Raw genomic sequence first — 25513 nt, 5'->3', positions numbered from 1 at the left:
AAACCTCCCTTGGGCGATCGCCGACGGCGCATCACTGCGCAGCCAGCTCCATCACCTTGATCTGCGTTGCTTCATCGCGATTGAGGAAACCGGTCACGCGCCCCTCATGCATGACCATGATGCGGTCGCTCATCCCGAGCACCTCGGGCATCTCGGACGAGATCATGATCACAGCCACGCCGTTTCGCGCCATGTCGGTGACCAGCCGGTGGATTTCCGCCTTGGCGCCGACATCGATGCCGCGCGTCGGCTCGTCGAGGATGAGGATCCGCGGATTGGTGAGCAGCCAGCGCCCGATCAGCACCTTCTGCTGATTGCCGCCGGAAAGATTTTCCACCCGCTCGTAGAGATTGGGCGTCTTCACCCGCAGCTTTTTTGCCATGTCTTCGCAGGTCGCCTCGATGGCGCCCTGCTGCACGAAGCCGCCCTTGACATATCTGTCCTGCAGAACGGCGATCTGCATGTTCTCGAGAATATCGAGGATCAGCAGACAGCCGGTGTCCTTGCGGTCCTCGGTTAGGAAGGCCATTTGATGGCGGATGGCCTCGGTCGGCGAAGAAATCGTCACCGGCTTGCCGTAAAGCTCGATCGAGCCGGAGCTTGCCGGCGTCACGCCGAAAAGCGTCTCGGCAACGTTCGAGCGCCCGGACCCCACAAGGCCGGCCACGCCGAGGATCTCGCCCGCCCTTACCTCGAAGGAGACGTCCTTGAAGACGCCGTTGAGACAGAGATCCTTGACCGAGAGCATCACCTCGCCGATCGGCACTTCTTCTTTCGGAAACATCTGGGTGATCTCGCGCCCGACCATCATGCGGATGATGTCGTCGCGGGTCACCTCGGTTGAGGCATGCGTGCCGATATAACGGCCGTCGCGGAAGACCGAGAACTCGTCGGCGATTTCGAACAGCTCGTTCATCTTGTGGGTGATGTAGACGATGCCGATGCCCTGGGCCCTCAGGTCGCGGATGATGCGGAAGAGGTGCTCGACCTCGCGCTCCGTCAGCGCCGAAGTCGGCTCGTCCATGATCAGCACGTCGGAATTATAGGAAACCGCCTTGGCGATCTCGACCATCTGCCGGTTGGCGACCGACAGGTACCGAACCTCGATATCGGGATCGATGTCGATATTCAGCCGGGCAAACAGCTCTTCGGTCATGCGATGCATCACGCCGTGATCGACGAAGCCGAAGCGGTTCTTCGGTTCGCGGCGGATCCAGATATTTTCGGCGACCGTCATGAACGGCATCAGGTTCAGTTCCTGATGGATCATGGCAATGCCGTTCTCCAGCGCGTCGAGCGGAGATTTCAGCTGGATCTCGATGCCTTTCAGGCGGATATCGCCTTTGTCGGGTATATAGATGCCGGCGAGGATCTTCATCAGCGTCGATTTGCCGGCGCCGTTTTCGCCCATCAGCGCATGCACCGAGGCGCGCTTCAGCCGGAACTGCACGTCGTCGAGGGCGACGACACCGGGAAATTCCTTGCGAACGCCTTCGGCGCTCAACAGATATTCCGCATTCGGGACTGCACCGCTCGCACGCACGGCGGCCATGGTTGTCGGGCTGACGGCCATATCATCTCCTCCGGACAGGCGAAAAGGATGCGGGCAATAGCCCGCATCCGGTTTGATGTTCGCCTCAGTTCTTGGTGACGAAGTCCTTGACGTTTTCAGGCGTAACGAGCTGGAAGGGAATATAGACCTTCTTCTCGACCTTTTCGCCCTTGGCGATTTTCAGCGCCGTATCGAGCGAGCCCTTGCCCTGGCCAGCGGCATCCTGGAACACGGTAACGTCGAGATCGCCGGCCTGCATGGCGGCAAGCGCGTCCTGCGTGGCGTCAACACCGCCGACGACGACCTTGGTCATATCCTTGCCGGCTGCCTTCAGCGCCTGGATGGCGCCGATCGCCATTTCGTCGTTGTTGGAGATCACGGCGTCGAATTCGATGCCGCTGGAGAGCCAGTTGGTCATCAGGTCGGCGCCCTGGGTGCGATCCCAGTTGGCGGTCTGCTCTTCGACGATCTGCAGGCCCTTGCATTCATCGGTCTTGACGACGTCATGGACGTCCTGGGTGCGCATGCGCGCAGCCTGGTTGGACAGCTCGCCCATGATGACGACGGCCTTGCCCTTGCCGCCGAGAATGCGGCAAATTTCCTTGGTTTCCAGCGTGCCGGATTCCTGCTCGTTGGATGCGACGAAGGCCTGCTTGTCCGGCAGCGTGTCGACGTTGACCGGCTGGCGGTTGACGTAAACCAGCGGAATGCCGGCATCGGCGGCGAGCTTCGACATTGCCGTGGTCGCATCGGTATCGACAGGGTTGACGATGATCGCATCGACCTTCGAGGCGATGAAATTCTGGATCTGGCTCTGCTGCTTGGAAACGTCGTTCTGCGCGTCTTCGACCTGCAGCGTCACGCCGCTCAGCGTCTTGGCATAATCGGTCATGCCGTTGCGCAGAACGGTCAGAAAGTTGTCGTCGAATTTCGCCATCGAAACGCCGACGGTTTCTGCGTGAGCGGCCGTCGACATGACGAGCGCCATCGCAGTGCCCAGGATAAACTTTTTCATTTTCACTTCCTCCACAGATGGTGCCCGGCTGCACCCTCCTCACGCCGGAGCTCCAGGCATTTGCCCTGAAGCCGCAATTTTCTCGCCGCCTCTCCTGCGGCGCTCCGTGCAAAACGGAACAAACAAACCGTAAAATTTGTTCTTCGGAATATTCATTCCATTTTCTGGGAACGACGTCAAGCCTCTTTAGCGGCGACGAGATAGCGATAAAGGCGCAATGCCGCTAAGGTCACGACCGGCGCCCGCATTGCCTCTGTTGTGAAAGACCAAGGCCGCCTCCATCTATGGAGGGCTCGAAGACAAAGCCGCGGCCGCAGGCGTCTTCGATATCCTCGACGCGGCCGGTCATTTAAAGATTTTGGAGACAGGACAGATGTCCATTTCGATCTATCGCCTCACCGTTCCGATGTTCCAGCGCGGCCTCGCCAGCCTGAAAACCTACCTCGACAAGGCGGAAGCCTATGCGAAGGAAAAGAATATCGATCCCGCGGTCTTGGTCGCTGCGCGCCTTGCGCCCGATATGCTGCCGCTCTCCGGCCAGTATCAGCGCGCCAGCGACAGCGCCAAATTCACCCTCTCCAGGCTGACCGCCACCGACGCCCCGAAGTTCGAGGACAACGAAAAAACGTTCGACGAGCTGCGCGAGCGTCTGGCAAAAACCGAAGCCTATCTCGCTGGCTTTTCCCAGGAAGCGCTGGAGGGCACGGAAACGCGTGAAATCACCCTGCCGGGCAAGAGCGGCATCGTGCTTCCGGGCGCCGACTATGTCACCACCTTCGCCCTGCCGAACTTCTATTTCCACGTCACGACAGCTCACGCCATCCTGCGCAACCAGGGTGCGCCGATCGGCAAGCGCGATTATCTCGGCTGATCGAATTATGAGGGCCGGCGCGTCACCGGCCCTTTTTCCGTCAGCTCGGTATAGGCAAGCGTCTGATCCAGATGCCGCGCCCTCAGCGACAGCAGTCTTTCGGCATAGCCGAGCCGGATCGCCGCATAGGCGGGATCGCCTGCGATATTGTCGAGCTCCATCGGATCGTCGCTGAGATTGAAGAGCAGCGGCGGCAAGGCGGCAAAATGCACATATTTGAACTGCGCATCGCGGAGCACCGCGAGATTGCATTTGTTGGACTTGAGCCCGAAATACCGCTCCGTCTCGCCCCCGGCGATATCGCGGAAATCGAACTCCCAGAATGCCGCATCCCGCCAATCCGGCCTGCTCCGGCCATTGACGAATGGCATCAGCGACCGGCCGTCGAGCCCGTTCTCCGCCTCGATGTCGAGCCTTTCGCAAAGGGTCGGAAAAATATCCGCAGCACTGGTGAAACCATCGACAATCCCGCCGGCGGCACCGCTTGCCGGATCGCGAATGACAAGCGGAATATGGTAGCTGCCGTCGAAAAAGCCGCCCTTCCCCAGCGTCCAGTGATCGCCGGCCATCTCGGCGTGGTCCGAAGTGAAGACAATAAGCGTATTGTCCCAGGCGCCGGCATCCTTCAGGGCCTGCCAGATCCGGCCGAGCTGGGCATCGACCTCTGCGATCATGCCGTAATAGATCGCCCGGATCGCGGCGAAATCCTCGCCGTTCCAGTCGCCGAGCGGCCCCGTCGCGCCATGGATGAAGGCGCCCTTGCCGGTGCGCGGCATGGCAAAAGCGAGATAGGGGTGACTTGCCTCTTCCGCTTCCCGGTTCGCCGCACGCGCAAAAGCTGGCCCCTCACCCGGCCTGAACATCCGGTTGAACGGCTCCGGCACGGAAAAGGGTGGGTGCGGACGCAGGAACGAGACATGCGCGAACCAAGGCCTGTCCTGTTCGCCCAGCCAGCGGATGAACTCGCCGGCCAGGAAAGCCGTCTGGGTCTCATCGCTGGAATAGGCCGGCGCCGCGTCGGAAATGTCGCCGGCTTCAGCGCCGACGGGAATATGGATGTCGCGGCTGACGGCATCTGCATGACCGCGGGACCTGAGCCAGGAGAGCCATTGTTTTTCATGCTCGGGCAGAAGCTGGCGTGCGGTAAAGCCCGGCAGCACGCCTTCATAGGTCGTCAGATGTGGATCATTGGCATCCATGCCGCGCGGATCGGGGGCCGTGTCGGTATAGCCGAACAGCGTCGGATCGTATCCTGCCCGCCGGGCGGCCAGCGCCAGATTGTCGAAGCGGGCATCGAGCGGCGAACCGTTGCGGCAGACGCGGTGGTTCATCTGATAGAGGCCGGTATAGAGCGTGGCCCGCGCCGGCGAGCAGGGGGCCGCCCCGGCATAGTGCCGCCGAAAGAGCGTTCCCTGGCGCGCCAAGGCATCGACATTCGGTGTTTTCACGCAAGCATGACCGGCAGAAGACAGGCAATCACCGCGCCACTGATCCGCCGTGATCAGCAGGATGTTCGGCCGGCGGCCCTTCTCAATTCTGGGCTCAATGCTGGTTGGATTTTGCATGCCAGTCCCAGGCGGAGCGGATGATCTGGGAGAGATCATACTGCGGCACCCAGCCGAGCACATCGCGCGCCTTGTCGTTATTGGCGACGAGCGTATGCGAATCGCCTTCGCGCCGGCCGATATATTCGACCGGGAAAGGCCGGTTCGACACATCCTCGATCGCCCTGAGCAATTCCTTGACCGTCGTGCCGGTGCCGGTACCGAGGTTGAGCGCGACGGAATCGCCGCCCTTCAACAGATATTCGACGGCGCGCACATGCGCATCGGCAAGATCCAGCACATGGATATAGTCGCGCACGCAGGTGCCGTCGCGGGTCTCGTAATCGCTGCCGAACACCTTGAAGCCCTGGCGGCGGCCGAGTGCCGCGTCGATCGCCAGCGGGATCGCATGCGTTTCCGGCTGGTGCCATTCGCCGATCCGGCCTTCGAAATCGGCACCCGCCGCATTGAAATAACGCAGCACCACCGAGCGCAGGCTCCTGTACTGGTCGTAATCGGCGAGCGCCTGTTCGACGATATATTTCGTCCGCCCATAGGGGTTGATCGGCACCTGCCGGTGCGTCTCGTCGAGCGGCACGCTCTGCGGCAGCCCGTAGGTGGCGCAGGTGGAGGAGAAGACGAAGGCGTTGATGCCGGCCGCCTGCGCCGCCGACAGCAGCGTCAACGTGCCGATGACATTGTTCTCATAGAAGGAAACCGGATCCTTGACCGATTCGCCGACCTCGATCAGCGCCGCGAAATGCAGGATCGCCGCCGGCTTGTGTTTGGCCAGCACCTCGTCCAGCCGAGCGCGGTCGCGAATATCGCCTTCCTCGGCCGGTCCCCATTTGACGAACTCGCGATGGCCGTTCGAAAAATTGTCGAAGACGACAGGCTTGTAGCCCTTGTTCGCCAGGTCGAGACACGTATGCGAGCCGATATAACCAGCGCCGCCGACGACAAGAACCGTTTCACCTGCCATGCACCACCCTTATTATTAGCGAGAGATGAAAGAAACCTAGACGAGATACACGTCAATAAAAAGAAGGAATTGCGATAGGCGCGAACGGTCAATACGTCAAACGCCGAACTGCTCCGGCCGCGTGCGAATTGTGCCGGATCGGCGATCGGTGAATTATTCGCGTGATTTGCATAACCGCCCGTTTTAAGGGGCTTTACCACCATGTGGCAGCCAGGGAGCGCGCGAATGAGGAAGGCTTTGGTCGTTTGGGGCGGCTGGCAAGGCCATGAGCCGGAGCAATGCGCTCATATCGTCGCCGACCTCCTGCGCGAGGACGGTTTTACGGTCGAGATCACCGGCGATCTCGGCATATTCGGATCGCCGACGCTCGCGAAAGCCGACTTGCTGGTGCCGATCATCACCGGCGAAACGCTGGAAAAACCCCATGCGAGCGCCTTGGTCGAAGCGGTGCGCGGCGGGCTGGGGCTTGCCGGCCATCACGGCGCGCTCGCCACCTCCTTCAAGGAAAGCGCGCCTTTCCGCTATGTCTCTGGCGTCACCTGGGTTGCTCATCCCGGCAACATCATCGACTTCCGCGTCGCCGTCACCCGCCAGGACGATCCCGTCATGGAGGGCATTCCCGACTTCGACTACCGGTCGGAGCAATATTATCTGCATTATGACCCGACTGTCGAAATCCTGGCGACCACGACCTTTACCGGCGCTTACGATCCTGCTGCCCGCAATGTCGTGATGCCGGTCGTCTTCAAGCGCCATTTCGGCGCCGGCCGCATCTTCTATTCCGCGCTCGGCCATGTCGCCGCCGAATTCGACCATCCCTACATGCCGCTCATCCTGCGCCGTGGCCTCAGCTGGGCCGCCCGCCAGTAGATTTGGGAAGGGCCGTAAAAAGCGGCCGCTTGCCGACCGACCGCCCGCACCATAATTTGCCGGCATGCAGGACCGTTTCTCATTCGTCCCCGCCACAGCCGATCGCCTGGCCGATATCGAAGCGGTTTTCGATGATTGCGCCGACGCCCGCAATTGCCGCTGCGCCTACTGGTATCCTCCGAATGCCGACTACAAGGCCGGATGGGGCGAAGGAAATCGCAGCTGGTTTCGAGGCCTTGTCGCCCAGCCGCGCCCGCCGGGCATTCTCGCCATTCACGAGAACGAGCCGGCCGGATGGTGCGGCGTGGCGCCGCGCATCGTCTTCGACCGGCTGCACCGCTCGAAACCCTTTGCCCCGGTCGACGACAGGCCCGTCTGGTCGATCAATTGCTTCGTCGTCCGCAAACCGTTTCGGCGGCAGGGCCTGTCGCGCCTTCTCCTGAAACATGCCGTCGAATATGCAAGGGCAAACGGCGCCGAATGTCTCGAGGCATACCCCGTCGACCAGATTCGCCCATCAAGAGTGGGCGGCCTCTACCCGGGAACGCTCGCCATATTTCTTGATGAGGGTTTCGTCGAAGTGGCAAGACGCCTGCCCACAAGACGGATCGTCCGCCTGGAATGCCGCTGAATATTCGGGGAGCGGCCGGCGCCTAACGGGCCGCCTTTAATTGCCGGTCGTCGTCGACGCCGGGAGCCGCCTCGTCATAGACCCGCATCAGCCGCCCGGCCGCCTTCAGCTTCGCGATGAGATCGTTTCCATCGGGCGAGGCCTTCGTCAGCTCCAACTGCTCGAACTCCCTCAGCGCCTGCGCCCAATGGCTTTCCCCGCGCCCATCCGGCCTGCCTTCCGATTCCCATAGCGAATAGGCGCGCTGGCTGACCCAGGCGTCTTTATTATGACTCATGACAAACCCCAGCGGAAAAATTTGGAAGCAAATATCGATAGGCAACAAGGTGCCAAAGCGGGCTTTAGGAGTCGTTACGAGGCAGCGTTATTTTTTAGCTAACGTCCATGATTCGGCGAGACTAACCGCCGATAAAGTCATACGAATTCGCGGTAGAAGCGCTGCTTTACCGCCGCCGCGCTTAGCATCTTGGATTGACGTGAGCACCGAGATACTGTCGGTCTGAAACGATAGCGACGGTCCATGGCAGCAAAGACAACTCTCAACGCGAAAAACCTGGAAACCCTCGGCGCGCAGCGTCTCGCCGAACTGCTGATCGAGATCAGCACGGGCAGCGCTGCCCACAAACGGCGGCTTCGCATGGAGCTGGCCGGCGATCAAGGCAGTGCGGAAGTGGCTCGTGAGATCCGCAAGCGTCTCGCCAGCATCGCGCGGGCACGAACCGTCATCGAATGGCACAAGGTGAAGAAGATCAACGCGGACCTCGAAACGCAGCGATCCGCGATCGTCACCGTCGTGGCCGCCGATGATCCGAAGGAAGCGTTCGATCTCATCTGGCAATTCCTTACCGTTGCCGATTCGATATTCCACCGATCCAACAGCAACGACATCGCCTTCACCGAGACGTTCCATCAGGCATGCGCCGATGCCGCCGTCATCGCCAGGTCGGCGGGGATCGATATCGATGTCCTTGCCGACAAGGTTTTCACAGCGTTGCAGGATAACGACCACGGCCAATATGACCCGCTGATCGCCGAGATGGTTCCGGTGCTTGGTAAGGACGGCCTGGAACGTTTGAAGGGTCTCCTGGTGCAATGGTTGAACGAAGAGGAGAAGGAGTCTGCCGACGCCGACCGGGAAACTCTCGACTGGGGCGGCGGCGGAACGACCTACCTGGACGAGATCTATGCCAGGCATCGGCAACAAAGGGCGCGCATCGCTCTGCAGGACATTGCCGATGCCCAGGATGATGCTGATGCCTTCATCGCCCAGCAGCCGGAAGAGACCTTAAGGATGCCGATGGTCGCGATCGCGATTTCCGACCGCTTGCTCCTGGCTGGACGCGCCGAGGAAGCATTGAGGATTTTGGACGGCGTTGATCACCGGTTCGAAATGCCTTTTGAATGGCAGGAAGCCCGCGTCGAAGTGCTCGAAGCGCTCGGACGGGGGGAGGAAGCGCAGGCCTATCAATGGCAATGTTTCGAGCAGTCGCTGAACGGGGAGCACCTTCGCGCTTTCCTGCGAAAACTCGCCGACTTCGACGACATCGAAGCCGAGGAAAAAGCATTCGCCTTCGCGCACGGCTTTCCGGATGTTCATCGAGCCCTTGCCTTTTTCCTTGCCTGGCCCTTATCGGCCGAAGCCGCGAAACTCATCTTCAAGCGCCAGGCGGAACTGGACGGCAATCTCTACGAACTGATGACGTCGGGCGCCGAAATGCTGCAGGAGAAACACCCGCTCGCGGCAACAATCTTGTTACGCTCGATGATCGGCTTCGCCCTCGATTACGGCCGATCCAGCCGTTACAGGCATGCCGCGCGCCACCTGGCGGAATGCGCATCGCTCGCGCCTCATATCGACGATTTCGGCAGCGCCCGGCCTCACGACGCCTATGTTGCCGAGCTGAAGCGCCAACATGGAAATAAGCATGGCTTCTGGAGCCTGCTGCGTTAGGCAGAACAGCCCCCAACGAAAAGGACATCACCATGACCGGAACTTCCTGGCACGCCGATCCGCTGACTTGGGGCAACGGCCCGCGCATCTTCGAGGCCTTCCTCGAGCCGACCTGCCCTTACTCGGTCAGGGCGTTCGGCAAGCTCGACGCCCTTCTCGATCAAACAGGCAGAGACAAGATCACCATAAAGATCCGTCTGCAGTCACAGCCCTGGCACATGTATTCCGGCGTCCTCGTCCGCTGCATCATCGCGGCCTCGACGCTGGCAGGCGGCAAGGAGACGGCAAAGAAGGTCATGGCCGCCATCGCCGCGCATCGGGAGGAGTTCGAGTTCGAGCACCATGCCGGCGGGCCGAACATGGATGTGACGCCGAACCAGATCATCGAGCGCCTGGAAGGCTATAGCGGTGTGTCGCTGAAGGACGCCTTCGCTATCCCGGATCTCGACCGGGAGATCAAATGGCACTGCAAATATGCCCGGCAAAACGGCATCCACGTCTCGCCGACCTTTATGATCGACGGGCTGGTGCAATCGGATATGGGCAGCGGCGATGAGGTTGCGGCCTGGGTGAAGAAGGTGCTGGGGCACTGACGCCGGCTATGTTGACGGGCTAAAATCGCAATCGCTGGCGCCCCGGAAGCTTATGGCGGAGAGGGTGGGATTTGAACCCACGATACCCTTGCAGGTATGCCGCATTTCGAGTGCGGTGCATTCGACCACTCTGCCACCTCTCCGCGGTCTGGTCGGCGCTTGTTCGGCGCGGGCGTTCTCATAACGGGCCTATGACAGGTTGGCAAGCCGAAAAGTCGAAGCATTCCATCCTTTTGCCTTGACACTTTTTTGTCACTCGCGTATCTCGGCTGCGCACTAGGTTCGGAGTAATCCGTGCCTTAGCCGTCCCGCGCTCGCGCGGGGCTTCACCGGCAGGACGAATTCGAGGATTAGCCTCTGAAATCCCTGCTTAACTTCGACTGATAAAAAGACGGCCGCCCTGCTGAAGCAGCGGGGAGAGCTGGAACGAACATGAAAGGATAAAAAATGTTCGCAGTCATCAAGACCGGCGGTAAACAGTACCGTGTGGCAGCCAACGACGTGCTGACCATCGAAAAGCTGGAAGCCACCGCTGGCGATTCCATTGAATTCACCGAAGTGCTCGTGATCGGCGAAGGCGCCGACGCTGCGATCGGTGCGCCCTTCGTCACCGGCGCCTCTGTCAAGGCAGAAGTCGTCGAACAGAACCGCGGCAAGAAGGTCATCGCCTTCAAGAAGCGCCGCCGTCAGAATTCGAAGCGTTCGCGCGGCCATCGTCAGCATCACACGGTCGTCCGTATCACGGACATCGTGGCTGCCAAGTAAGATCAACGGGACAGGGTTTAAAGGAGAACTCCAATGGCACACAAAAAAGCTGGCGGTTCATCGCGCAACGGTCGCGATTCTCAGTCCAAGCGCCTTGGCGTGAAGAAGTTCGGCGGCGAAGCCGTCATCGCAGGCAACATCATCGTGCGTCAGCGCGGCACTGAGTGGCATCCGGGTTCCAACGTCGGCCTCGGCAAGGATCACACGATTTTTGCGCTTACCGCCGGCAATGTGAACTACCGAACGAAGGCCAACGGTCGCGTCTACGTGTCTGTCATGCCGAAAGCGGAAGCAGCGGAATAAGCCGGTAGCGCTCAAAAACAGCCGGCGTCTCATCGACCCGGCTGTCCGTATCAGGTTCAGTCCAGAAAACAGGGGAGATGGGGCGCCATCTCCCCTTTTTCTTTGTCCAAACAGGAGGACTGAACATGCAAGGCGAATTGTTAAGGGTTGACCAATCACGGTCGCCCCGGGAAGGCCAGGTGTCTTCCGAAGAACGGCTGAGGCCGGAGCGGTTAAGGACCGATTGCCCTGTCTTGTTATCGGAAAGGCTCGTCATGCGCGCGCCTCACGAAGAAGACATCGACGCCCTTGCCCATCTCGCCAATAACGCCAAAGTCGCCACCATGGTATCGCGTATGCCGCACCCTTATACCGCCGATGATGCTGCCGACTTCGTGCTTCGCACGAAAAAAGGCGAGATTGGCAAGTGCGTCTATGCGATCACCAAAGCCGAAAACGGCGCCTTTATCGGCTGCTGCGGTGTGGAGCCGCATGCCGACGGCAGGACCGTCGAGATCGGTTACTGGCTGGGCGAACCCTATTGGAACAAGGGTTATACCACCGAGGCCTGCCATGCCCTGGTCGATATGGTGTTCAGGACCCGCCAGGACGTCGATCAGATCGACGCCCGTTGCCGGGTGATGAACGTCGCCTCGCGCCGCGTCATCCAGAAGTGCGGTTTCCAGTTCCAGGGATCGGGGCTCGCCGCCTCGCTGGCGCTCGGCAGCAACGTGCCGGTGGAATGGTACAGGCTCGACCGCAAGACCTGGATGTCGCTCAGAAGCTGGGGGAACATCGCATGAGCACGACCGCGCTGCAAAGGCCGGAAACCAAGGCGATGATTCCAGGCCCCGCGCCGGTCATCTCGACCGCCCGGCTGACGCTCCGCCCCCACAGGCTGAGCGATGCGCCTGACATTGCGGAATCGCTTTCCGATTTCGCCGTCACGCGCATGCTGTCCCGCGTGCCCTCGCCGTTCGACCGGCAGGATGCGCTGGACTGGCTGGTCCCGGTCACCTCGGGCGCCCTGCCGGACTGGCCCTTAGCGATCACCGGTAAGGACGATGTCCATATCGGCAACGTCTCGATCGAGCTCCGCCACGGCCGCTGGCACCTCGGCTACTGGCTGAACCGCTACTACTGGCGTCGCGGCTATATGAGCGAGGCGGTGGCTGGAATTATCGAGCGCTTTTCGCGCCGCATGCCGGAGACGCCGATCCATTCCGGCGTCTTCGCCGACAATCCGGCATCGCTCAGATTGCAGGAGAAGCTCGGTTTCCGCATGGTGGGCTGCGGCGAAATCTATTGTTTCGCCCGCAACACCATGGTCTCGCACATCGAAACCGTGCTGCAGCCGGGCATGCTGCAGCCGCGCAAGGTGGCGTAACAGAGCATGATGCCGAAAAGTGTGAGCGGTTTTCGGATAACATCATGCTCATACCAAGAAAGGAGATGCCGCCGCCCGCGGCGGCGTCTCCGTCAATTGCCGATCTCCACCCATAGCGGGAAATGATCGGAGCCGACGGATTGCGTATCGATCCGGGCGGATTGCAACCGGCTCACAAGGCCGCAACTGACGAAGCAATAATCGAGATGCATGCGTTCGCCGTGATCGTCGGGATTCATCCAGCTGTAGCTGCCCGGGCCATAGGCTTCGAGCGCCGCAAAGGCGTCGACCGGCGTGCCGATCCTGGCGACCCGGCCGTAATATCCGCCGCCGGCACCGGCAAGCGCGCAATATTCCGGCGATTCCGGCTCCATGTTGAAATCCCCCAGGATGACGTAATCCTCCGGCAGCGGCGGCTCGGGCAGATCGAATTCGCTACCCCCCGTCAGCGACCCGCCCTCCTGGACGAAAGCATTGATATGCGCGTTCAAAAATTGCAGCTGGCGGATGCGTTCGTCGGGAGAGACGTGGTCGAGATGAACGGAATAGACGCGGATCGCCCCGCCCGGCACCGCGATCACCGCCTCGGTTGCGCCGCGCTGCAGGTTGATCTTGCCGATCGTGCGGCTGCGCGGCAGAAGCAGCGTCCGGGTCGAAAGGATCGGCCAGCGCGACAGCACCATATTGCCGAACTGGAAGCGGGTGCCCCGCAGCGGCTGACGGCCGCCGCCATCAGCCTCGACATGGATATCGCAGGCCGGCCCATACACCCAGAAATAGTCGGGAAAGAAGGCTGCGAGCTCGGCCGCCATGTCGGCAAAACCGTTGCGCGAGAAGCCGCGGGTCACCTCCTGCAGCGCGATGACATCGGCGCCCTCGAGGCTCCGCGCAATGCGCGCGAGATCGTATCTGCCGTCGAGACCGAAGCCGTACTGTATGTTATAGCTCGCTAAATTCACGATAATCTTTGACCTCCGTCGGAACCGCCTATATCGAATGGGCCAAGACGGGCCGTCCAACTGCCACCGGATACTGGAAGTAAAATGAAATTTCTCGACGAAGCAAAGGTCTATATCCGATCCGGAGACGGCGGCGGGGGCAGCGTTTCCTTCCGACGCGAGAAATTCATCGAGTTCGGCGGCCCCGACGGCGGTGATGGCGGACGTGGCGGCGACGTCTGGGTCGAGACCGTCAACGGCCTCAATACGCTGATCGATTTCCGTTTTCAGCAGCATTTCAAGGCGACGATCGGCACCCATGGCATGGGCAGGAACCGGACCGGCGCCAATGGCAGCGACGTGACGCTGAAGGTTCCCGTGGGAACCCAGATCTTCGAGGAAGATCGGGAAACGCTGATCTGCGATCTCACCGTCGAAGGCCAGCGTTATTGCCTCGCCCATGGCGGCAATGGCGGCTTCGGCAACGCCCATTTCAAGACCTCGACCAACCAGGCGCCGGATTGGGCCAATCCCGGCCTGCCCGGCGAAGAAAAGACCCTCTGGCTGCGGCTCAAGCTGATTGCCGATGCCGGCCTCGTCGGCATGCCCAATGCCGGCAAGTCGACCTTCCTGGCATCGGTCACCCGCGCCCGGCCGAAGATCGCCAACTATCCCTTCACCACGCTGCATCCCAATCTCGGCGTCGCCACCATCGACGAACGGGAATTCATCCTGGCCGACATTCCGGGCCTGATCGAAGGCGCCCATGAGGGCGTCGGCATCGGCGACCGTTTCCTCGGCCATGTCGAGCGCACCCGCGTGCTGCTGCACCTCGTCTCCGCCCAGGAGGAAAAGGTCGGCAAAGCCTATAAGACGGTCAAACACGAGCTCGAAGCCTATGGCAACGAGCTGACTGATAAGCCGGAGATCGTGGCGCTGTCGCAGATCGACGTGCTCGATGAGGCCGAACTGAAGAAGAAGACCAAGGAATTGGCCAAGGCCTGCGGCAAGACGCCGTTCCAGATTTCGGCCGTCACCGGCAAGGGCATGACCGAGGTGCTGCGCGCGCTGCGCGACATCATCGTCGAGGAAAATGCCGAGGAAAAGCCGGCTAAGGTGCCGAAGCAGCGCCACCGCGACATTGTTGTCGCCGACGAGGGCGAGGACGTTGGCGAGGATGGGGCCGATGACCAGCCGTAAGCCGCTTGGACGCTACCGCCGCATCGTCATCAAGATCGGCTCGGCGCTGCTGGTCGACCGCAAGGCCGGCTTGAAGAAGGCCTGGCTCAACGCCATGTGCGCCGATATTGCGGGCCTGAAAGCCAAAGGCATCGATGTGCTCGTCGTGTCCTCCGGCGCCATCGCGCTCGGCCGCTCGGTGCTCGACCTGGCTTCCGGTGCGCTGAAGCTGGAAGAAAGCCAGGCGGCTGCCGCCGTCGGCCAGATCGCGCTGGCGCGCGCATGGTCGGAAAGCCTGTCGCGCGGCGAGATCGTCGCCGGCCAGATCCTGCTGACGCTGGGGGATACCGAGGAGCGCCGCCGCTATCTCAATGCGCGCGCCACCATCAATCAGCTTCTGAAAATCGGCGCCGTGCCGATCATCAACGAGAACGACACGGTCGCCACCAGCGAAATCCGCTATGGCGACAATGATCGCCTGGCCGCCCGGGTCGCGACGATGACCGGCGCTGACCTCCTCGTCCTGCTCTCCGATATCGACGGGCTCTACACCGCGCCGCCGCATCTCGACCCGAACGCAACATTCCTGGAGACGATTTCCGAAATTACCCCCGAGATCGAGGCGATGGCAGGAGGCGCGGCCTCCGAGTTGTCGCGCGGCGGCATGCGCACCAAGATCGATGCCGGCAAGATCGCGACGACATCCGGCTGCGCGATGATCATCGCCTCCGGCAAGACCGACAGCCCGCTGTCGGCGATCGAAAACGGCGCGCGTTCCTCCTGGTTCGCCCCGTCGGGCACACCGGTCACCGCCCGCAAGACCTGGATCGCCGGACAGCTGCAGCCGGCCGGCGGACTGCATGTCGATGACGGCGCCGTCACGGCCCTCGGCGCCGGCAAGAGCCTGCTTCCGGCCGGCGTACGCAGCATTTCCGGCCTCTTCGGCCGCGGCGATACGGTGGCGATCATCGGTCCCGCCGGCCGCGAGATCGCCCGTGGCCTTGTCAGCTATGATGCCGAGGACGCCCGCCGGATCGCCGGTCGCAAGTCGGCGGAGATCGAGGCGATTCTCGGTTATCCCGGCCGCGCCGCCATGGTCCATCGCGACGACATGGTGATGACCGCGCAGATCGGATCGAAATCGGAAAGGCAGAAGAAGGACGCGGCCCATGCTTGATACCGTTGCGCTAAGCCCCGAGATTGACGCGCTGATGAACGACATCGGCCGCAAGGCAAAGGCTGCCGCACGACCGCTGAGCTTTGCGTCCACCGAGGTCAAAAACAGGGCGTTGAACGCCATGGCCGATGCGATCCTGGCGAACAAGGCTGAGATTCTTGCCGAGAATGCCAAGGACCTGAAAGACACCGAAGGCAGCGAGATGCTCGCCTCCTTTGTCGACCGGCTAACATTGAACGACAAGCGCGTCGCCGAGATGGCCGAGGGAATCCGCGCCATCGCCGCCCTTGCCGACCCGGTCGGCGAAGTCATCGCCGCTTGGGACCGGCCGAACGGCTTGAAGATCGAGCGCGTCCGCACGCCGCTCGGCGTGATCGGCGTCATCTTCGAAAGCCGACCGAACGTCACGGCCGACGCCGGCGCCCTCTGCCTCAAGGCGGGCAATGCCGTCATCCTGCGCTGCGGCTCGGATTCGCGCCGTTCATCGCAAGCGATCCATGCCTGCCTTGTCGAAGGTCTGAAGGCGGCAGGACTTCCAGAGCATGCTATCCAGCTCGTCCCGGTCACCGACCGCGCCGCGGTCGGCGCCATGCTGCGCGGCCTGGATGGAGCGGTCGACGTCATCGTGCCGCGTGGCGGCAAGAGCCTGGTCGCCCGCGTGCAGAGCGAGGCCCGCGTGCCGGTCTTTGCCCATCTCGAAGGCCTTTGCCATATCTATGTCGATGGCTCGGCCGATATCGAGATGGCGAAGCAGATCGTCGTCAATGCCAAGATGCGCCGTACCGGTATCTGCGGCGCGGCTGAAACCCTGCTCGTCGATGGCGCCGCGATCGGCACGCATCTGACGCCGTTGCTCGAGGTGCTCACCAGCGCCGGCTGCGAGGTCCGCGCTTCGCCAACGGTGCTGAAGGTCGCACCCGGCCTGAAGCCCGCGACCGAAGACGATTGGTCGACCGAATATCTCGACGCGATCATTTCTGTCGCCATCGTCGACGGCATATCGGGCGCGATCGCCCATATCCAGAAATATTCCTCGAACCATACCGAGGCCGTGATCGCCGAGGATCCCGACGTCGTCGCGCGGTTCTTCACCGAGGTCGATTCAGCGATCCTGCTGCACAATGCCTCGACGCAGTTCGCCGATGGCGGCGAGTTCGGCATGGGCGCGGAAATCGGCATTGCCACCGGCAAGATGCATGCCCGCGGCCCGGTCGGCGTCGAACAGCTCACCTCCTTCAAATATCGGGTGCACGGCGCCGGACAGACGCGGCCCTGACGTGACGGCGGAGAGTGTGGACCGGCATTATCTCCGCATGCCGCACAGCGAGCGCGGCATGGTCGTCGGCCTGTTCGGCGGTTCGTTCAATCCGCCGCACCAGGGCCACGCACTCGTCGCCGAGATCGCCATCAAGCGGCTCGGCCTCGACCAGCTCTGGTGGATGGTCACCCCCGGCAATCCGCTGAAGAGCCGCAACCAGCTGGCACCGCTTGCCGAGCGCATTGCCGAAAGCGAGCGTGTCGCCGCCGATCCGCGCGTCAAGGTCACCGCCTTCGAACAGTCGCTCGGCGTCAGCTACACCGCCAATACGCTCGCCTGGGTCAAGGCCCGCAATCCGCATGTGCATTTCATCTGGATCATGGGCGCCGACGGCCTGCAGACCTTCCACAAATGGCAGAAATGGCAGGAAATCGTCCGCACCTTTCCGATCGCCGTGATCGACCGGCCGGGCGCAACGCTCTCCTACCTCTCCTCGAAAATGACGAGGACCTTCGATTTCGCCCGTGTCGACGAGGACGACGCGCGCATTCTCTGGAAGAAACCCGCGCCGGCCTGGACCTTCATCCACGGCCCGCGCTCCGGCCTGAGCTCGACGGCAATCCGCAACGGTTCGGTGCCGGACAGCGCCGAATAGGCAAATTCTTAGGGAAATCCCAGAAACGAGAAAGCCCGACGGGGGAGGATCCGTCGGGCTTATAAACTCGATCGACAACTGGGAGGAGGAGTGTTGTCGACCCTGTCGAACGGCTTATGGGAGGAGGAGAAAGCCGTTTCGACGAGTATGTTTTATCATATTCCGCAGGAAGGTGAATATCGTTTTGTGCAATGCAGCAATGCGAGCGATGCAATCCTGTCGAAGACAAACCGCGGAACGATGCCATTTTTATCGGCAGGACCAGCCAGACACCCTTTGTCCGGGGAGGCCCATAGCATGTCATCGTATATCCCCGGGCCAGTTTCGCTCCCGCGGATCTGTTTTCTCCGAAACCCATGCGCTTTCTGAATACGTGAATGTCAGGTGCCCGGCCGATACGGTTATATTTTGTTGGATATATCCCTAGCCAAGCCATGAGCATCGTTATATTCGTCGCAATATTTCGAACCCTGGGGAGTAAATCATGCAGAACCGCCGCCAATGGATGAAACTGGCAACCGCCGCAATATCAGCCCTGTGGCTTGGCGCAGCAGCGCTTCCGACGCCTGCCGCAGCCGCCGAGAAGCTCACCGTCTTTGCCGCGGCAAGCCTCAAGGATGCGCTCGATGCCGCCAATGCCGCCTGGGCCAAGGAAAGCGGCAAGGAAGCCGTCGCCTCCTATGCGGCGAGCGGAGCACTGGCCAAGCAGATCGAAAACGCCGCACCCGCCGATGTCTTCATCTCGGCCGACCTTGCCTGGATGGATTACGTCGCCGAGAAGAACCTCATCAAGGCCGATACCCGTTCGAACCTGCTTGGAAACCGAATCGTGCTCGTTGCCGAGAAGGCCAAGGCAAAGCCGGTCGAGATCAAGCAGGGCTTCGATCTCGCAGGACTTCTGGGTGACGGCAAGCTGGCCATGGGTGAGCCGAAATCGGTTCCGGCCGGCAAATACGGCATGGCCGCACTCGACAAACTTGGCGTCTGGAAATCGGTGGAAACCAAGGTCGCCGGCGCCGAAAGCGTCCGTGCCGCCCTGGCCCTCGTCTCCCGCGGCGAAGCGCCCTACGGCATCGTCTACCAGACCGACGCCGCCGCCGATAAGGGTGTGGCCGTCGTCGGCACCTTCCCGGCCGATTCCCATCCACCGATCATCTATCCGGTCGCAATTCTTGCCGAGAGCAAGAACCCGGATGCGGCAGCCTATCTCGACTTCCTGAAGTCCGACAAGGCAGCCGCCTTTTTCACGGCGCAGGGTTTCACTATTCTCAAGTGATGGCCTGAATTGATTGCGGAATCGGCGACGACAGCTTAGCGTGAAGGCTCACCTAGGCGCGCCTCCTGTTCGGTTCGAGCCGATGGCCGCCCCTCACCCTAACCCTCTCCCCGTAAACGGGGCGAGGGGACGTGCCCAGCGAGAAGTTGGAGGGGACGGAGAGGTCGCAGCATATCCCCTTCGCCCCGTTTACGGGGAGAAGGTGCCGGCAGGCGGATGAGGGGCAGGCACCGGGTGACACCTAATTTCCGGGGGAGATAGCCGCGTTTGGACATATTGGGCCTGAGTAACGAGGAATGGACGGCGATCCTGCTCAGCCTGCGCGTTTCCTTTGTCGCCATGCTGGCGAGCCTGCCCCTCGGCATCCTCGTCGCCTTGCTGCTTGCCCGCGGCCGCTTCTGGGGCAAGTCGGTGCTGAACGGCATCGTTCACCTGCCGCTGATCCTGCCGCCCGTCGTCACCGGCTTCCTCCTTCTCATCCTGTTCGGCCGCCGCGGTCCGGTCGGCAGCCTGCTCGACCAGTATTTCGGCATCGTCTTTTCCTTCCGCTGGACGGGCGCAGCGCTCGCCTGCGCCGTCATGGCCTTTCCGCTGATGGTGCGCAGCATCCGCCTGTCGATCGAGGCGGTCGACCGCAAGCTGGAGGAGGCGGCCGGAACCCTTGGCGCCGGTCCCGCCTGGGTCTTCCTGACGATCACCCTGCCGCTGACGCTGCCCGGCATCATCACCGGCATGATCCTTTCCTTCGCCAAGGCGATGGGTGAATTCGGCGCGACGATCACCTTCGTTTCCAACATTCCCGGCGAAACCCAGACGCTGTCCGCCGCAATCTACACCTTCACCCAGGTGCCGGGCGGCGATGCCGGCGCGCTGCGCCTGACGCTCGTCGCCATCGTCATTTCCATGGCCGCACTGCTCGCCTCCGAATTCCTCGCCCGCCTCGCCGGCCAAAGGATCGATCCGGAATGACGCTGATCGTCGAAGCAAAACAGAAGCTCGGCGGCTTTTTGCTCGACGCCGCTTTCACCTCCGAGCGTGGCGTCACCGCGCTGTTCGGCCGCTCCGGCTCCGGCAAGACCTCGATGATCCGCATCATCGCCGGCCTCGCCCGCCCGGACGAAGGCCGCGTCGTCCTTGACGGCGAGATCCTGACCGAGACCAAAACCGGCACCTTCGTCCCGAAACATCGCCGCCGCTTCGGTTATGTCTTCCAGGAGGCCCGGCTGTTTCCGCATCTCAGCGTCCGCGCCAATCTTTCCTACGGCCGCTGGTTCACGGCGAAAACCCTACGCGGTGAAAGTTTCGATCGCATCGTCGACCTGCTCGGCATCGAGCCGCTGCTGGAGCGCAGCCCGGCAAAACTTTCCGGCGGCGAGAAGCAGCGCGTCGCAATCGGCCGCGCCCTTCTCTCCGCGCCCCGCCTGCTGTTGATGGACGAGCCGCTGGCGGCCCTCGACGAGGCGCGCAAGGCCGAGATCCTGCCATATCTGGAGCGATTGCGCGATCAGACCGAAATTCCGATCATCTATGTCAGCCATTCGATCGCGGAGGTGGCGCGGCTGGCAAACCAGGTGGTCGTCCTCAGCGACGGCAAGGTGGAAGCGACCGGCCCGGCCGTCGACATCTTGAGCCGTCCCTCTGCGGCGGCCGACCGGAAAGAGGCGGGCGCGCTGATCGAAGGCACCGTCGAAAGCTTCGATGCGCGTCACCGCCTGTCGACTGTCGCCTTGAAATCATCGCAGCTGCATATTCCGAGTGCGGCACTCGCTTCCGGCAGACCAGTGCGCATCCGCATTCCGTCGCGCGACGTCATGCTGGCGACCGCCAGGCCCGAGGGCCTCAGCGCGTTGAACATTCTCGAAGGCAGGATCGAAGCCATATCGTCGGACGAGGACGGAACGGTCGAAATCCGGATCGACTGCGGCGGCGACACCATTCTTTCCCGCATCACCGCGCTGTCCTGCGAGCGCCTCGATCTTCGCCCCGGCAAGACCGTCTTCGCCGTCATCAAGACGGTTGCTCTGGAGGCCTGAGGTTCCTTACAGACTACGTTTTGCTTCGAGCCAGGCAAGATCCTCGGCGAGGCTTTCGCGCATCGTCTTCTCCATTCGGCGGAAACGGTCCAGCAATTCCTCACCGAACGGCGTCAGCGCCGCGCCGCCGCCCTTCTGGCCGCCGCGCTGCGGCTCGACCACCTGTTCGCAAAACATCCGGTTCATCTCGCTGACCAGCAGCCATGCGCGGCGATAGGACATGTCCATTGCCCGCCCCGCCGCCGAGATCGACCCGGTCGCGCGGATATGCTCCAAGAGCTCCATCTTGCCGTGACCGAGCCGATCCTCATCCGGGAAGCTGATTCGCAGGACGGGCACGAGTGTTTTGGCGGCTGGATCGGTCATCGAATCGTGAAATCGTGAAATTTGCCGCACTTTACGCCGCGGTACGGAAACTGTACACCGCCCCCACAAGCAGCCCGCGCGGCAATATTCTTCAATTCGGACGCCAGATCGGATTTTCGACCGTTCTGTATCTTAGCACGTCTTGAAACATTAATGGTTTGATGCCTATCTTAACCATGATCCGGTCTCGATCGGATCTCGTGTTGTGCATGGTTTGTCATTCCAGGAAAGGGAAAGCACTGACAACAGTACACGCCAAGGGAAAAACGTTCGCCGTTATCCCGAAGAGTGCGGAACGTGGCGCCGATGCCGCCGCCCGTGCCCTAGAAACCGTCCTCGCCAGCCTCGAGGACTCCAAAGCTGAAGATATCGTCACCATCGACATTGCCGGAAAATCGGCGCTGGGAGACTACATGATCGTCGTCTCCGGCCGCTCGAACAGGCATGTCATGGCGATCTCGGATCACCTGCTCACCGACCTGAAGGACGACGGCCTCGGCACGGCCCGCGTCGAAGGTCAGGAGGGCGGCGATTGGGTGCTGATCGACACCGGTGACATTATCGTGCATGTGTTCCGTCCTGAAATCCGCGAGTTCTACAACATCGAAAAGATGTGGGCGGCTCCGGATATGGATGAAGAAACACGGCACTGACAGGCGGGCCGGCATTTTGTCCGGCGCCTGAACGTGGCATTGGCTGGCCGGACGACATGAAAACCGGCCGGCGGCGCCTTGTGCGCAAAATGTGCCGCATCAGCGGGAGCGGATGAATGCGAATTGGTCTTTTTGCGGTGGGACGGCTGAAATCCGGCCCCGAAAAGGATCTTGCGGCCCGTTACTTCGACCGTTTCGCCAAGGCCGGCCCTGCCGTCGGCCTCGAACTTGCCCGTGTTGCCGAAGTGGCCGAAAGCCGCGCCTCCAATGCGGAAACCCGCAAGCGCGAGGAAGCGGCGATGCTTCTGAAATCGCTTGCCGATGGCAGCATCCTCATTCTTCTCGACGAACGCGGCAAGGCGCTCGACAGCGAAGCCTTCTCCAGCCTGCTCGGCTCCTATCGCGACCAGGGCAAACGTGACCTGACCATCGCCATCGGCGGCGCCGACGGCCTCGATCCTTCCCTCTACGACCGTGCCGACGCCACGCTTTGCCTGGGCGAGATGACCTGGCCGCATCAGCTCGTGCGCATACTGATTGCCGAACAGCTCTATCGCGCCGTGACCATCCTGTCCGGCCACCCCTATCACCGCGTCTGATGCCCCACCGCTCGGCAATTCGCATGGTCACGCAGCCGTGTTCTGCCTGCCGGCCTTTGCCCGTCAAACTTTCTGGCAAAGCGCGCCAAATCAGCTTAGTCTCCGCGCGATTTGAGAAAGTGCCCTAACACGCATGACGAGAGAAGCAACCAGGCGACACCGCATGATCCTGCCGGCTATCGCGGCCGGTGTCGGTGTGGCGGTGATTGCCGTGTCGGCAGATCCCTTCATCGTCCGGGCGCAGGATGCCGCACCTGAAGCGGCACAATCCGCGTCGCAGCCGGCCGCCGAGCCGCCGCGACCCGATCCGGCCGCCGAACTGGCCGCCAAACGGGATAAGACCCGTGCCGAACTGGAAACCCTGTCGAAAACGATCAGTCTTTCCAGCGACAAGGTGAGCGCGCTTCAACAGAGCATCGCCGATCTGGACAAGAGCACGCAGAGCATCCGCCAGGCGCTGATCGAGTCCGCCGCCCGCCGCAAGGCGCTCGACAAGCAGATCCTCGCAAGCGAGAAGAAGCTTGCCGATCTCGGCGTCAAGGAGGATGGCATCCGCCGTTCCCTGCACGAGCGCCGCGGCCTTTTGGCCGAGGTGCTGGCAGCCCTCCAGCGCATGGGCCGCAACCCGCCGCCCGCTTTGCTCGTCACCCCCGATGACGCGCTCGCCTCGGTGCGCAGCGCCATCCTGCTCGGCGCCGTGGTGCCAGGCATCCGCAAGGAGACCGACAAGCTTGCCGGAGACCTTGCAAGCCTCGCCGCTTTGCAGACCGCAAGTGCGGCCGAGAAGGCCGGCCTGACCGCAACAATGACGGACAGTATCGAGGAAGAACGGCGCATGGACCTGCTGCTTGCCGAAAACGACAAGCTCAGCCGCAGCAATGCCGCCGAACTCGAGGCCGAGAGGAAACGCTCCGAGGAACTGGCAGGTAAGGCGACCAGCCTTGAGGGCCTCGTCGCCTCGATGGAATCCGAGATCGCTTCGGTGCGCGACGCGGCCGCCGCCGCCCGCCAGGCCGAGGAGAATCGCAGGCTGATGAGCGACGAGCAGCGCGCTCAGGCCAAGGCATTGGCCGACAGCGGTGTGCCCGATAAAAACCGCATTGCGCCCGCATATCCCTTCGGAGAATTGAAGGCGAAATTGGAGGTGCCCGTTGCGGGCGATATCCTGCGCCAGTTCGGCGATGCCGACGGCACCGGGCACGAGGCAATGGGAATGACGGTCGCCACCAATCCGGAGACGGTGGTGACGGCGCCTGCCGATGGCCTGGTGGTTTTCGCCGGCGCTTTCCGCAGTTACGGCCAGATGATCATCCTCGACACCGGCGATGGCTACCACTTGGTTCTCTCGGGAATGGAGACGATCAATACCCGTCAGGGAAAATTCGTTTTCGCCGGCGAGCCGCTCGCCGTGATGGGCGCGAAAAGAGTCGCAAGCGCAACTGCATTGGCGCTGGAAACGGACCGGCCAACGCTTTACATTGAATTTCGAAAGGACGGTAAACCGGTCGATTCCCGACCGTGGTGGACCGCCAAAGACACTGGAAAGGCACGCAATGATTCGTAGGGCTTCTCTTGTTCTGGTCGGCGCATTGATGGGTGCGACCGCCATGAGCGTCATTTACTCGGCGGGTGTGCCGGCAGAAGCGGCCGGATCGTCCACGTACAAGGAACTCTCGGTGTTCGGCGATGTCTTCGAGCGTGTGCGCGCCCAGTACGTGACGCCGCCGGCCGAGGACAAGCTGATCGAAAACGCCATCAACGGCATGCTCTCCTCGCTGGATCCGCATTCGAGCTACATGAATGCGAAGGACGCCGAGGATATGCGCACCCAGACCAAGGGTGAGTTCGGCGGCCTCGGCATCGAAGTCACCATGGAAGACGAACTAGTCAAGGTCATCACCCCGATCGACGATACGCCCGCCGCCAAGGCCGGCGTTCTCGCCGGCGATTATATCTCCGAGATCGACGGCCAGTCCGTGCGCGGCCTGAAGCTTGAGGACGCCGTCGAGAAGATGCGCGGCGCCGTCAACACCCCGATCAAGCTGACGCTGATCCGCAAGGGCGCCGACAAGCCGATCGAGCTGACGATCGTCCGTGACGTCGTCGCCGTCCAGGCCGTCAAGTCGCGTGTCGAGGACGATGTCGGTTATCTCCGCATCATCTCCTTCACCGAGAAGACCTATCCCGACATGGAAAAGGCGATCAAGAAGATCAAGGACACCGTGCCGGCCGACAAGCTGAAGGGTTACGTCCTCGACCTGCGCCTCAATCCGGGCGGCCTGCTCGACCAAGCGATCAACGTCTCCGACGCCCTCTTGCAGCGCGGCGAGGTCGTTTCCACCCGCGGCCGCAATCCCGATGAAACCCGCCGCTTCAATGCCGGCCCGGGCGACCTGACGGATGGCAAGCCGGTTATCGTGCTGATCAACGGCGGTTCGGCTTCCGCATCGGAAATCGTCGCCGGCGCGCTTCAGGATCTGCGCCGCGCCACCGTTCTCGGCACCCGCTCCTTCGGCAAGGGTTCCGTCCAGACGATCATCCCGCTCGGCGAAAATGGCGCGCTGCGCCTGACCACCGCGCTCTATTACACGCCGTCGGGCCGCTCGATCCAGGGCACCGGCATCACCCCCGACATCAAGGTCGAGGAGCCGCTGCCGGAAGAACTGCAGGGCAAGATGGTGACCGAAGGCGAATCCAGCCTGCGCGGCCATATCAAGGGCCAGAGCGAGACCGATGAGGGTTCGGGCTCGGTTGCCTATGTGCCCCCGGATCCGAAGGACGACGTTCAGTTGAACTACGCGCTCGATCTGCTGCGCGGCAAGAAGACCGATCCGGCCTTCCCGCCGAACCCTGATAAGGCCGTCGTCGCCAAGTAATGATCACCTCAAGGCCGGGCACTGCCCGGCCTTGACCCTTTCTGCTGTTTCCCGGTTTTG

The 25513-nt window shown here is 62.0% G+C and carries 27 protein-coding genes and 1 tRNA gene; 20 read left to right on the top strand and 8 right to left on the bottom strand.

From position 1 onward, the window contains the following. Nucleotides 1-31: 31 nt before the first annotated feature. The gene (locus FHX14_RS04105) at nt 32-1573 is read right to left on the bottom strand and encodes a sugar ABC transporter ATP-binding protein (protein WP_184376387.1); all 1542 of its coding nucleotides are present in this window, start codon (nt 1571-1573) and stop codon (nt 32-34) included. 64 nt (nt 1574-1637) lie between these two features. Next, complete coding sequence (locus tag FHX14_RS04100) at nt 1638-2567, bottom strand: sugar ABC transporter substrate-binding protein (RefSeq protein ID WP_183692477.1); 930 nt, start codon at nt 2565-2567, stop codon at nt 1638-1640. 373 nt (nt 2568-2940) lie between these two features. On the opposite strand from FHX14_RS04100, the gene FHX14_RS04095 reads away from it, so the two are divergent. Further along, complete coding sequence (locus FHX14_RS04095; protein ID WP_184376386.1) at nt 2941-3438, top strand: DUF1993 domain-containing protein; 498 nt, start codon at nt 2941-2943, stop codon at nt 3436-3438. A 5-nt stretch (nt 3439-3443) separates the two neighbouring features. Here FHX14_RS04095 and FHX14_RS04090 read toward each other — a convergent pair whose 3' ends face one another. Beyond that, nucleotides 3444-5003: an alkaline phosphatase family protein gene (locus FHX14_RS04090; protein WP_184376385.1), complete on the bottom strand. Its 1560-nt coding sequence runs from the start codon at nt 5001-5003 to the stop codon at nt 3444-3446. After that, nucleotides 4981-5964, bottom strand: coding sequence for a UDP-glucose 4-epimerase GalE (gene galE / locus FHX14_RS04085; RefSeq protein WP_184376384.1), 984 nt, complete (start codon nt 5962-5964; stop codon nt 4981-4983). The genes FHX14_RS04090 and galE overlap by 23 nt, the downstream gene beginning before the upstream one ends. 225 nt (nt 5965-6189) lie before the next feature. Between galE and FHX14_RS04080 the strand changes: the two genes are divergently transcribed. Next, nucleotides 6190-6834, top strand: coding sequence for a ThuA domain-containing protein (locus FHX14_RS04080; protein WP_184376383.1), 645 nt, complete (start codon nt 6190-6192; stop codon nt 6832-6834). 64 nt (nt 6835-6898) lie between these two features. Then, nucleotides 6899-7465: a GNAT family N-acetyltransferase gene (locus FHX14_RS04075; RefSeq protein WP_184376382.1), complete on the top strand. Its 567-nt coding sequence runs from the start codon at nt 6899-6901 to the stop codon at nt 7463-7465. A 22-nt stretch (nt 7466-7487) separates the two neighbouring features. On the opposite strand, the gene FHX14_RS04070 is transcribed toward FHX14_RS04075, so the two are convergent. After that, nucleotides 7488-7742 carry a DUF2934 domain-containing protein gene (locus tag FHX14_RS04070; protein ID WP_003589609.1) on the bottom strand — a complete coding sequence of 85 codons (255 nt, stop codon included), beginning with the start codon at nt 7740-7742 and terminating at the stop codon, nt 7488-7490. Between the two features lie 243 nt (nt 7743-7985). On the opposite strand from FHX14_RS04070, the gene FHX14_RS04065 reads away from it, so the two are divergent. Then, entirely contained in the window at nt 7986-9416 is a 1431-nt protein-coding gene (locus FHX14_RS04065; protein ID WP_184376381.1) for a DUF6880 family protein, read from the top strand. A gap of 32 nt (nt 9417-9448) precedes the next feature. Continuing rightward, nucleotides 9449-10009 carry a thioredoxin domain-containing protein gene (locus FHX14_RS04060; RefSeq protein ID WP_179611945.1) on the top strand — a complete coding sequence of 187 codons (561 nt, stop codon included), beginning with the start codon at nt 9449-9451 and terminating at the stop codon, nt 10007-10009. 53 nt (nt 10010-10062) lie between these two features. Here the strand turns inward: FHX14_RS04060 and FHX14_RS04055 are convergent. After that, nucleotides 10063-10152: transfer RNA gene (locus tag FHX14_RS04055), tRNA-Ser, on the bottom strand. 304 nt (nt 10153-10456) lie between these two features. On the opposite strand from FHX14_RS04055, the gene rplU reads away from it, so the two are divergent. The 4 genes from rplU to FHX14_RS04035 all read left to right on the top strand — a co-directional run bounded on the left by rplU (nt 10457) and on the right by FHX14_RS04035 (nt 12443). Further along, on the top strand, nt 10457-10774 hold the full coding sequence (gene rplU, locus FHX14_RS04050) for a 50S ribosomal protein L21 (RefSeq protein WP_003543907.1): 318 nt from the start codon (nt 10457-10459) through the stop codon (nt 10772-10774). A 33-nt stretch (nt 10775-10807) separates the two neighbouring features. Continuing rightward, complete coding sequence (gene rpmA / locus FHX14_RS04045) at nt 10808-11077, top strand: 50S ribosomal protein L27 (RefSeq protein ID WP_003543909.1); 270 nt, start codon at nt 10808-10810, stop codon at nt 11075-11077. A gap of 125 nt (nt 11078-11202) precedes the next feature. Further along, a complete protein-coding gene (locus FHX14_RS04040; protein WP_184376380.1) occupies nt 11203-11859 on the top strand; it encodes a GNAT family protein in 657 nt (218 codons plus the stop codon). Further along, on the top strand, nt 11856-12443 hold the full coding sequence (locus tag FHX14_RS04035; RefSeq protein WP_184376379.1) for a GNAT family N-acetyltransferase: 588 nt from the start codon (nt 11856-11858) through the stop codon (nt 12441-12443). The genes FHX14_RS04040 and FHX14_RS04035 overlap by 4 nt, the downstream gene beginning before the upstream one ends. A gap of 92 nt (nt 12444-12535) precedes the next feature. Here FHX14_RS04035 and FHX14_RS04030 read toward each other — a convergent pair whose 3' ends face one another. After that, nucleotides 12536-13402, bottom strand: coding sequence for an endonuclease/exonuclease/phosphatase family protein (locus FHX14_RS04030; protein WP_184376378.1), 867 nt, complete (start codon nt 13400-13402; stop codon nt 12536-12538). An 84-nt stretch (nt 13403-13486) separates the two neighbouring features. Between FHX14_RS04030 and obgE the strand changes: the two genes are divergently transcribed. The 7 genes from obgE (at nt 13487) to modC (ending at nt 20959) form a co-directional block, all read left to right on the top strand. After that, entirely contained in the window at nt 13487-14581 is a 1095-nt protein-coding gene (gene obgE, locus FHX14_RS04025; protein ID WP_003589602.1) for a GTPase ObgE, read from the top strand. Beyond that, on the top strand, nt 14568-15737 hold the full coding sequence (gene proB / locus FHX14_RS04020) for a glutamate 5-kinase (protein ID WP_184376377.1): 1170 nt from the start codon (nt 14568-14570) through the stop codon (nt 15735-15737). Before obgE ends, proB begins: the two co-directional genes overlap by 14 nt. Continuing rightward, complete coding sequence (locus FHX14_RS04015; protein WP_184376376.1) at nt 15730-17013, top strand: glutamate-5-semialdehyde dehydrogenase; 1284 nt, start codon at nt 15730-15732, stop codon at nt 17011-17013. Before proB ends, FHX14_RS04015 begins: the two co-directional genes overlap by 8 nt. A gap of 37 nt (nt 17014-17050) precedes the next feature. Further along, a complete protein-coding gene (locus FHX14_RS04010) occupies nt 17051-17650 on the top strand; it encodes a nicotinate-nucleotide adenylyltransferase (protein ID WP_246713356.1) in 600 nt (199 codons plus the stop codon). Nucleotides 17651-18134: 484 nt separating this feature from the next. After that, nucleotides 18135-18926 (top strand): molybdate ABC transporter substrate-binding protein, encoded by a 792-nt coding sequence (gene modA, locus FHX14_RS04005; RefSeq protein WP_184376374.1) that lies wholly within the window; start codon nt 18135-18137, stop codon nt 18924-18926. Between the two features lie 267 nt (nt 18927-19193). Continuing rightward, a complete protein-coding gene (gene modB / locus FHX14_RS04000; protein WP_003589596.1) occupies nt 19194-19895 on the top strand; it encodes a molybdate ABC transporter permease subunit in 702 nt (233 codons plus the stop codon). Continuing rightward, nucleotides 19892-20959, top strand: a complete 1068-nt coding sequence (gene modC / locus FHX14_RS03995) for a molybdenum ABC transporter ATP-binding protein (protein ID WP_184376373.1) — start codon at nt 19892-19894, stop codon at nt 20957-20959. The genes modB and modC overlap by 4 nt, the downstream gene beginning before the upstream one ends. Nucleotides 20960-20965: 6 nt before the next feature. Here the strand turns inward: modC and FHX14_RS03990 are convergent, their stop codons facing one another. Further along, nucleotides 20966-21325, bottom strand: a complete 360-nt coding sequence (locus FHX14_RS03990) for a winged helix-turn-helix domain-containing protein (protein ID WP_003589594.1) — start codon at nt 21323-21325, stop codon at nt 20966-20968. Nucleotides 21326-21534: 209 nt separating this feature from the next. Between FHX14_RS03990 and rsfS the strand changes: the two genes are divergently transcribed. The 4 genes from rsfS to FHX14_RS03970 all read left to right on the top strand — a co-directional run bounded on the left by rsfS (nt 21535) and on the right by FHX14_RS03970 (nt 25453). Then, nucleotides 21535-21978, top strand: coding sequence for a ribosome silencing factor (rsfS, locus tag FHX14_RS03985; RefSeq protein ID WP_003589592.1), 444 nt, complete (start codon nt 21535-21537; stop codon nt 21976-21978). Nucleotides 21979-22094: 116 nt separating this feature from the next. Further along, nucleotides 22095-22577 (top strand): 23S rRNA (pseudouridine(1915)-N(3))-methyltransferase RlmH, encoded by a 483-nt coding sequence (gene rlmH, locus FHX14_RS03980; RefSeq protein ID WP_184376372.1) that lies wholly within the window; start codon nt 22095-22097, stop codon nt 22575-22577. Nucleotides 22578-22740: 163 nt separating this feature from the next. After that, a complete protein-coding gene (locus FHX14_RS03975) occupies nt 22741-24141 on the top strand; it encodes a murein hydrolase activator EnvC (protein ID WP_184376371.1) in 1401 nt (466 codons plus the stop codon). Next, nucleotides 24131-25453 carry a S41 family peptidase gene (locus tag FHX14_RS03970; protein ID WP_003543943.1) on the top strand — a complete coding sequence of 441 codons (1323 nt, stop codon included), beginning with the start codon at nt 24131-24133 and terminating at the stop codon, nt 25451-25453. Before FHX14_RS03975 ends, FHX14_RS03970 begins: the two co-directional genes overlap by 11 nt. Nucleotides 25454-25513: the final 60 nt, after the last annotated feature.

Source organism: Rhizobium sp. BK619 (assembly GCF_014195245.1).
Classification (GTDB): Bacteria; Pseudomonadota; Alphaproteobacteria; order Rhizobiales; family Rhizobiaceae; genus Rhizobium; species Rhizobium acidisoli.
The sequence above is the reverse complement of the archived record's forward strand: the minus strand, read 5'-3'. Positions and strand labels throughout refer to the sequence as shown.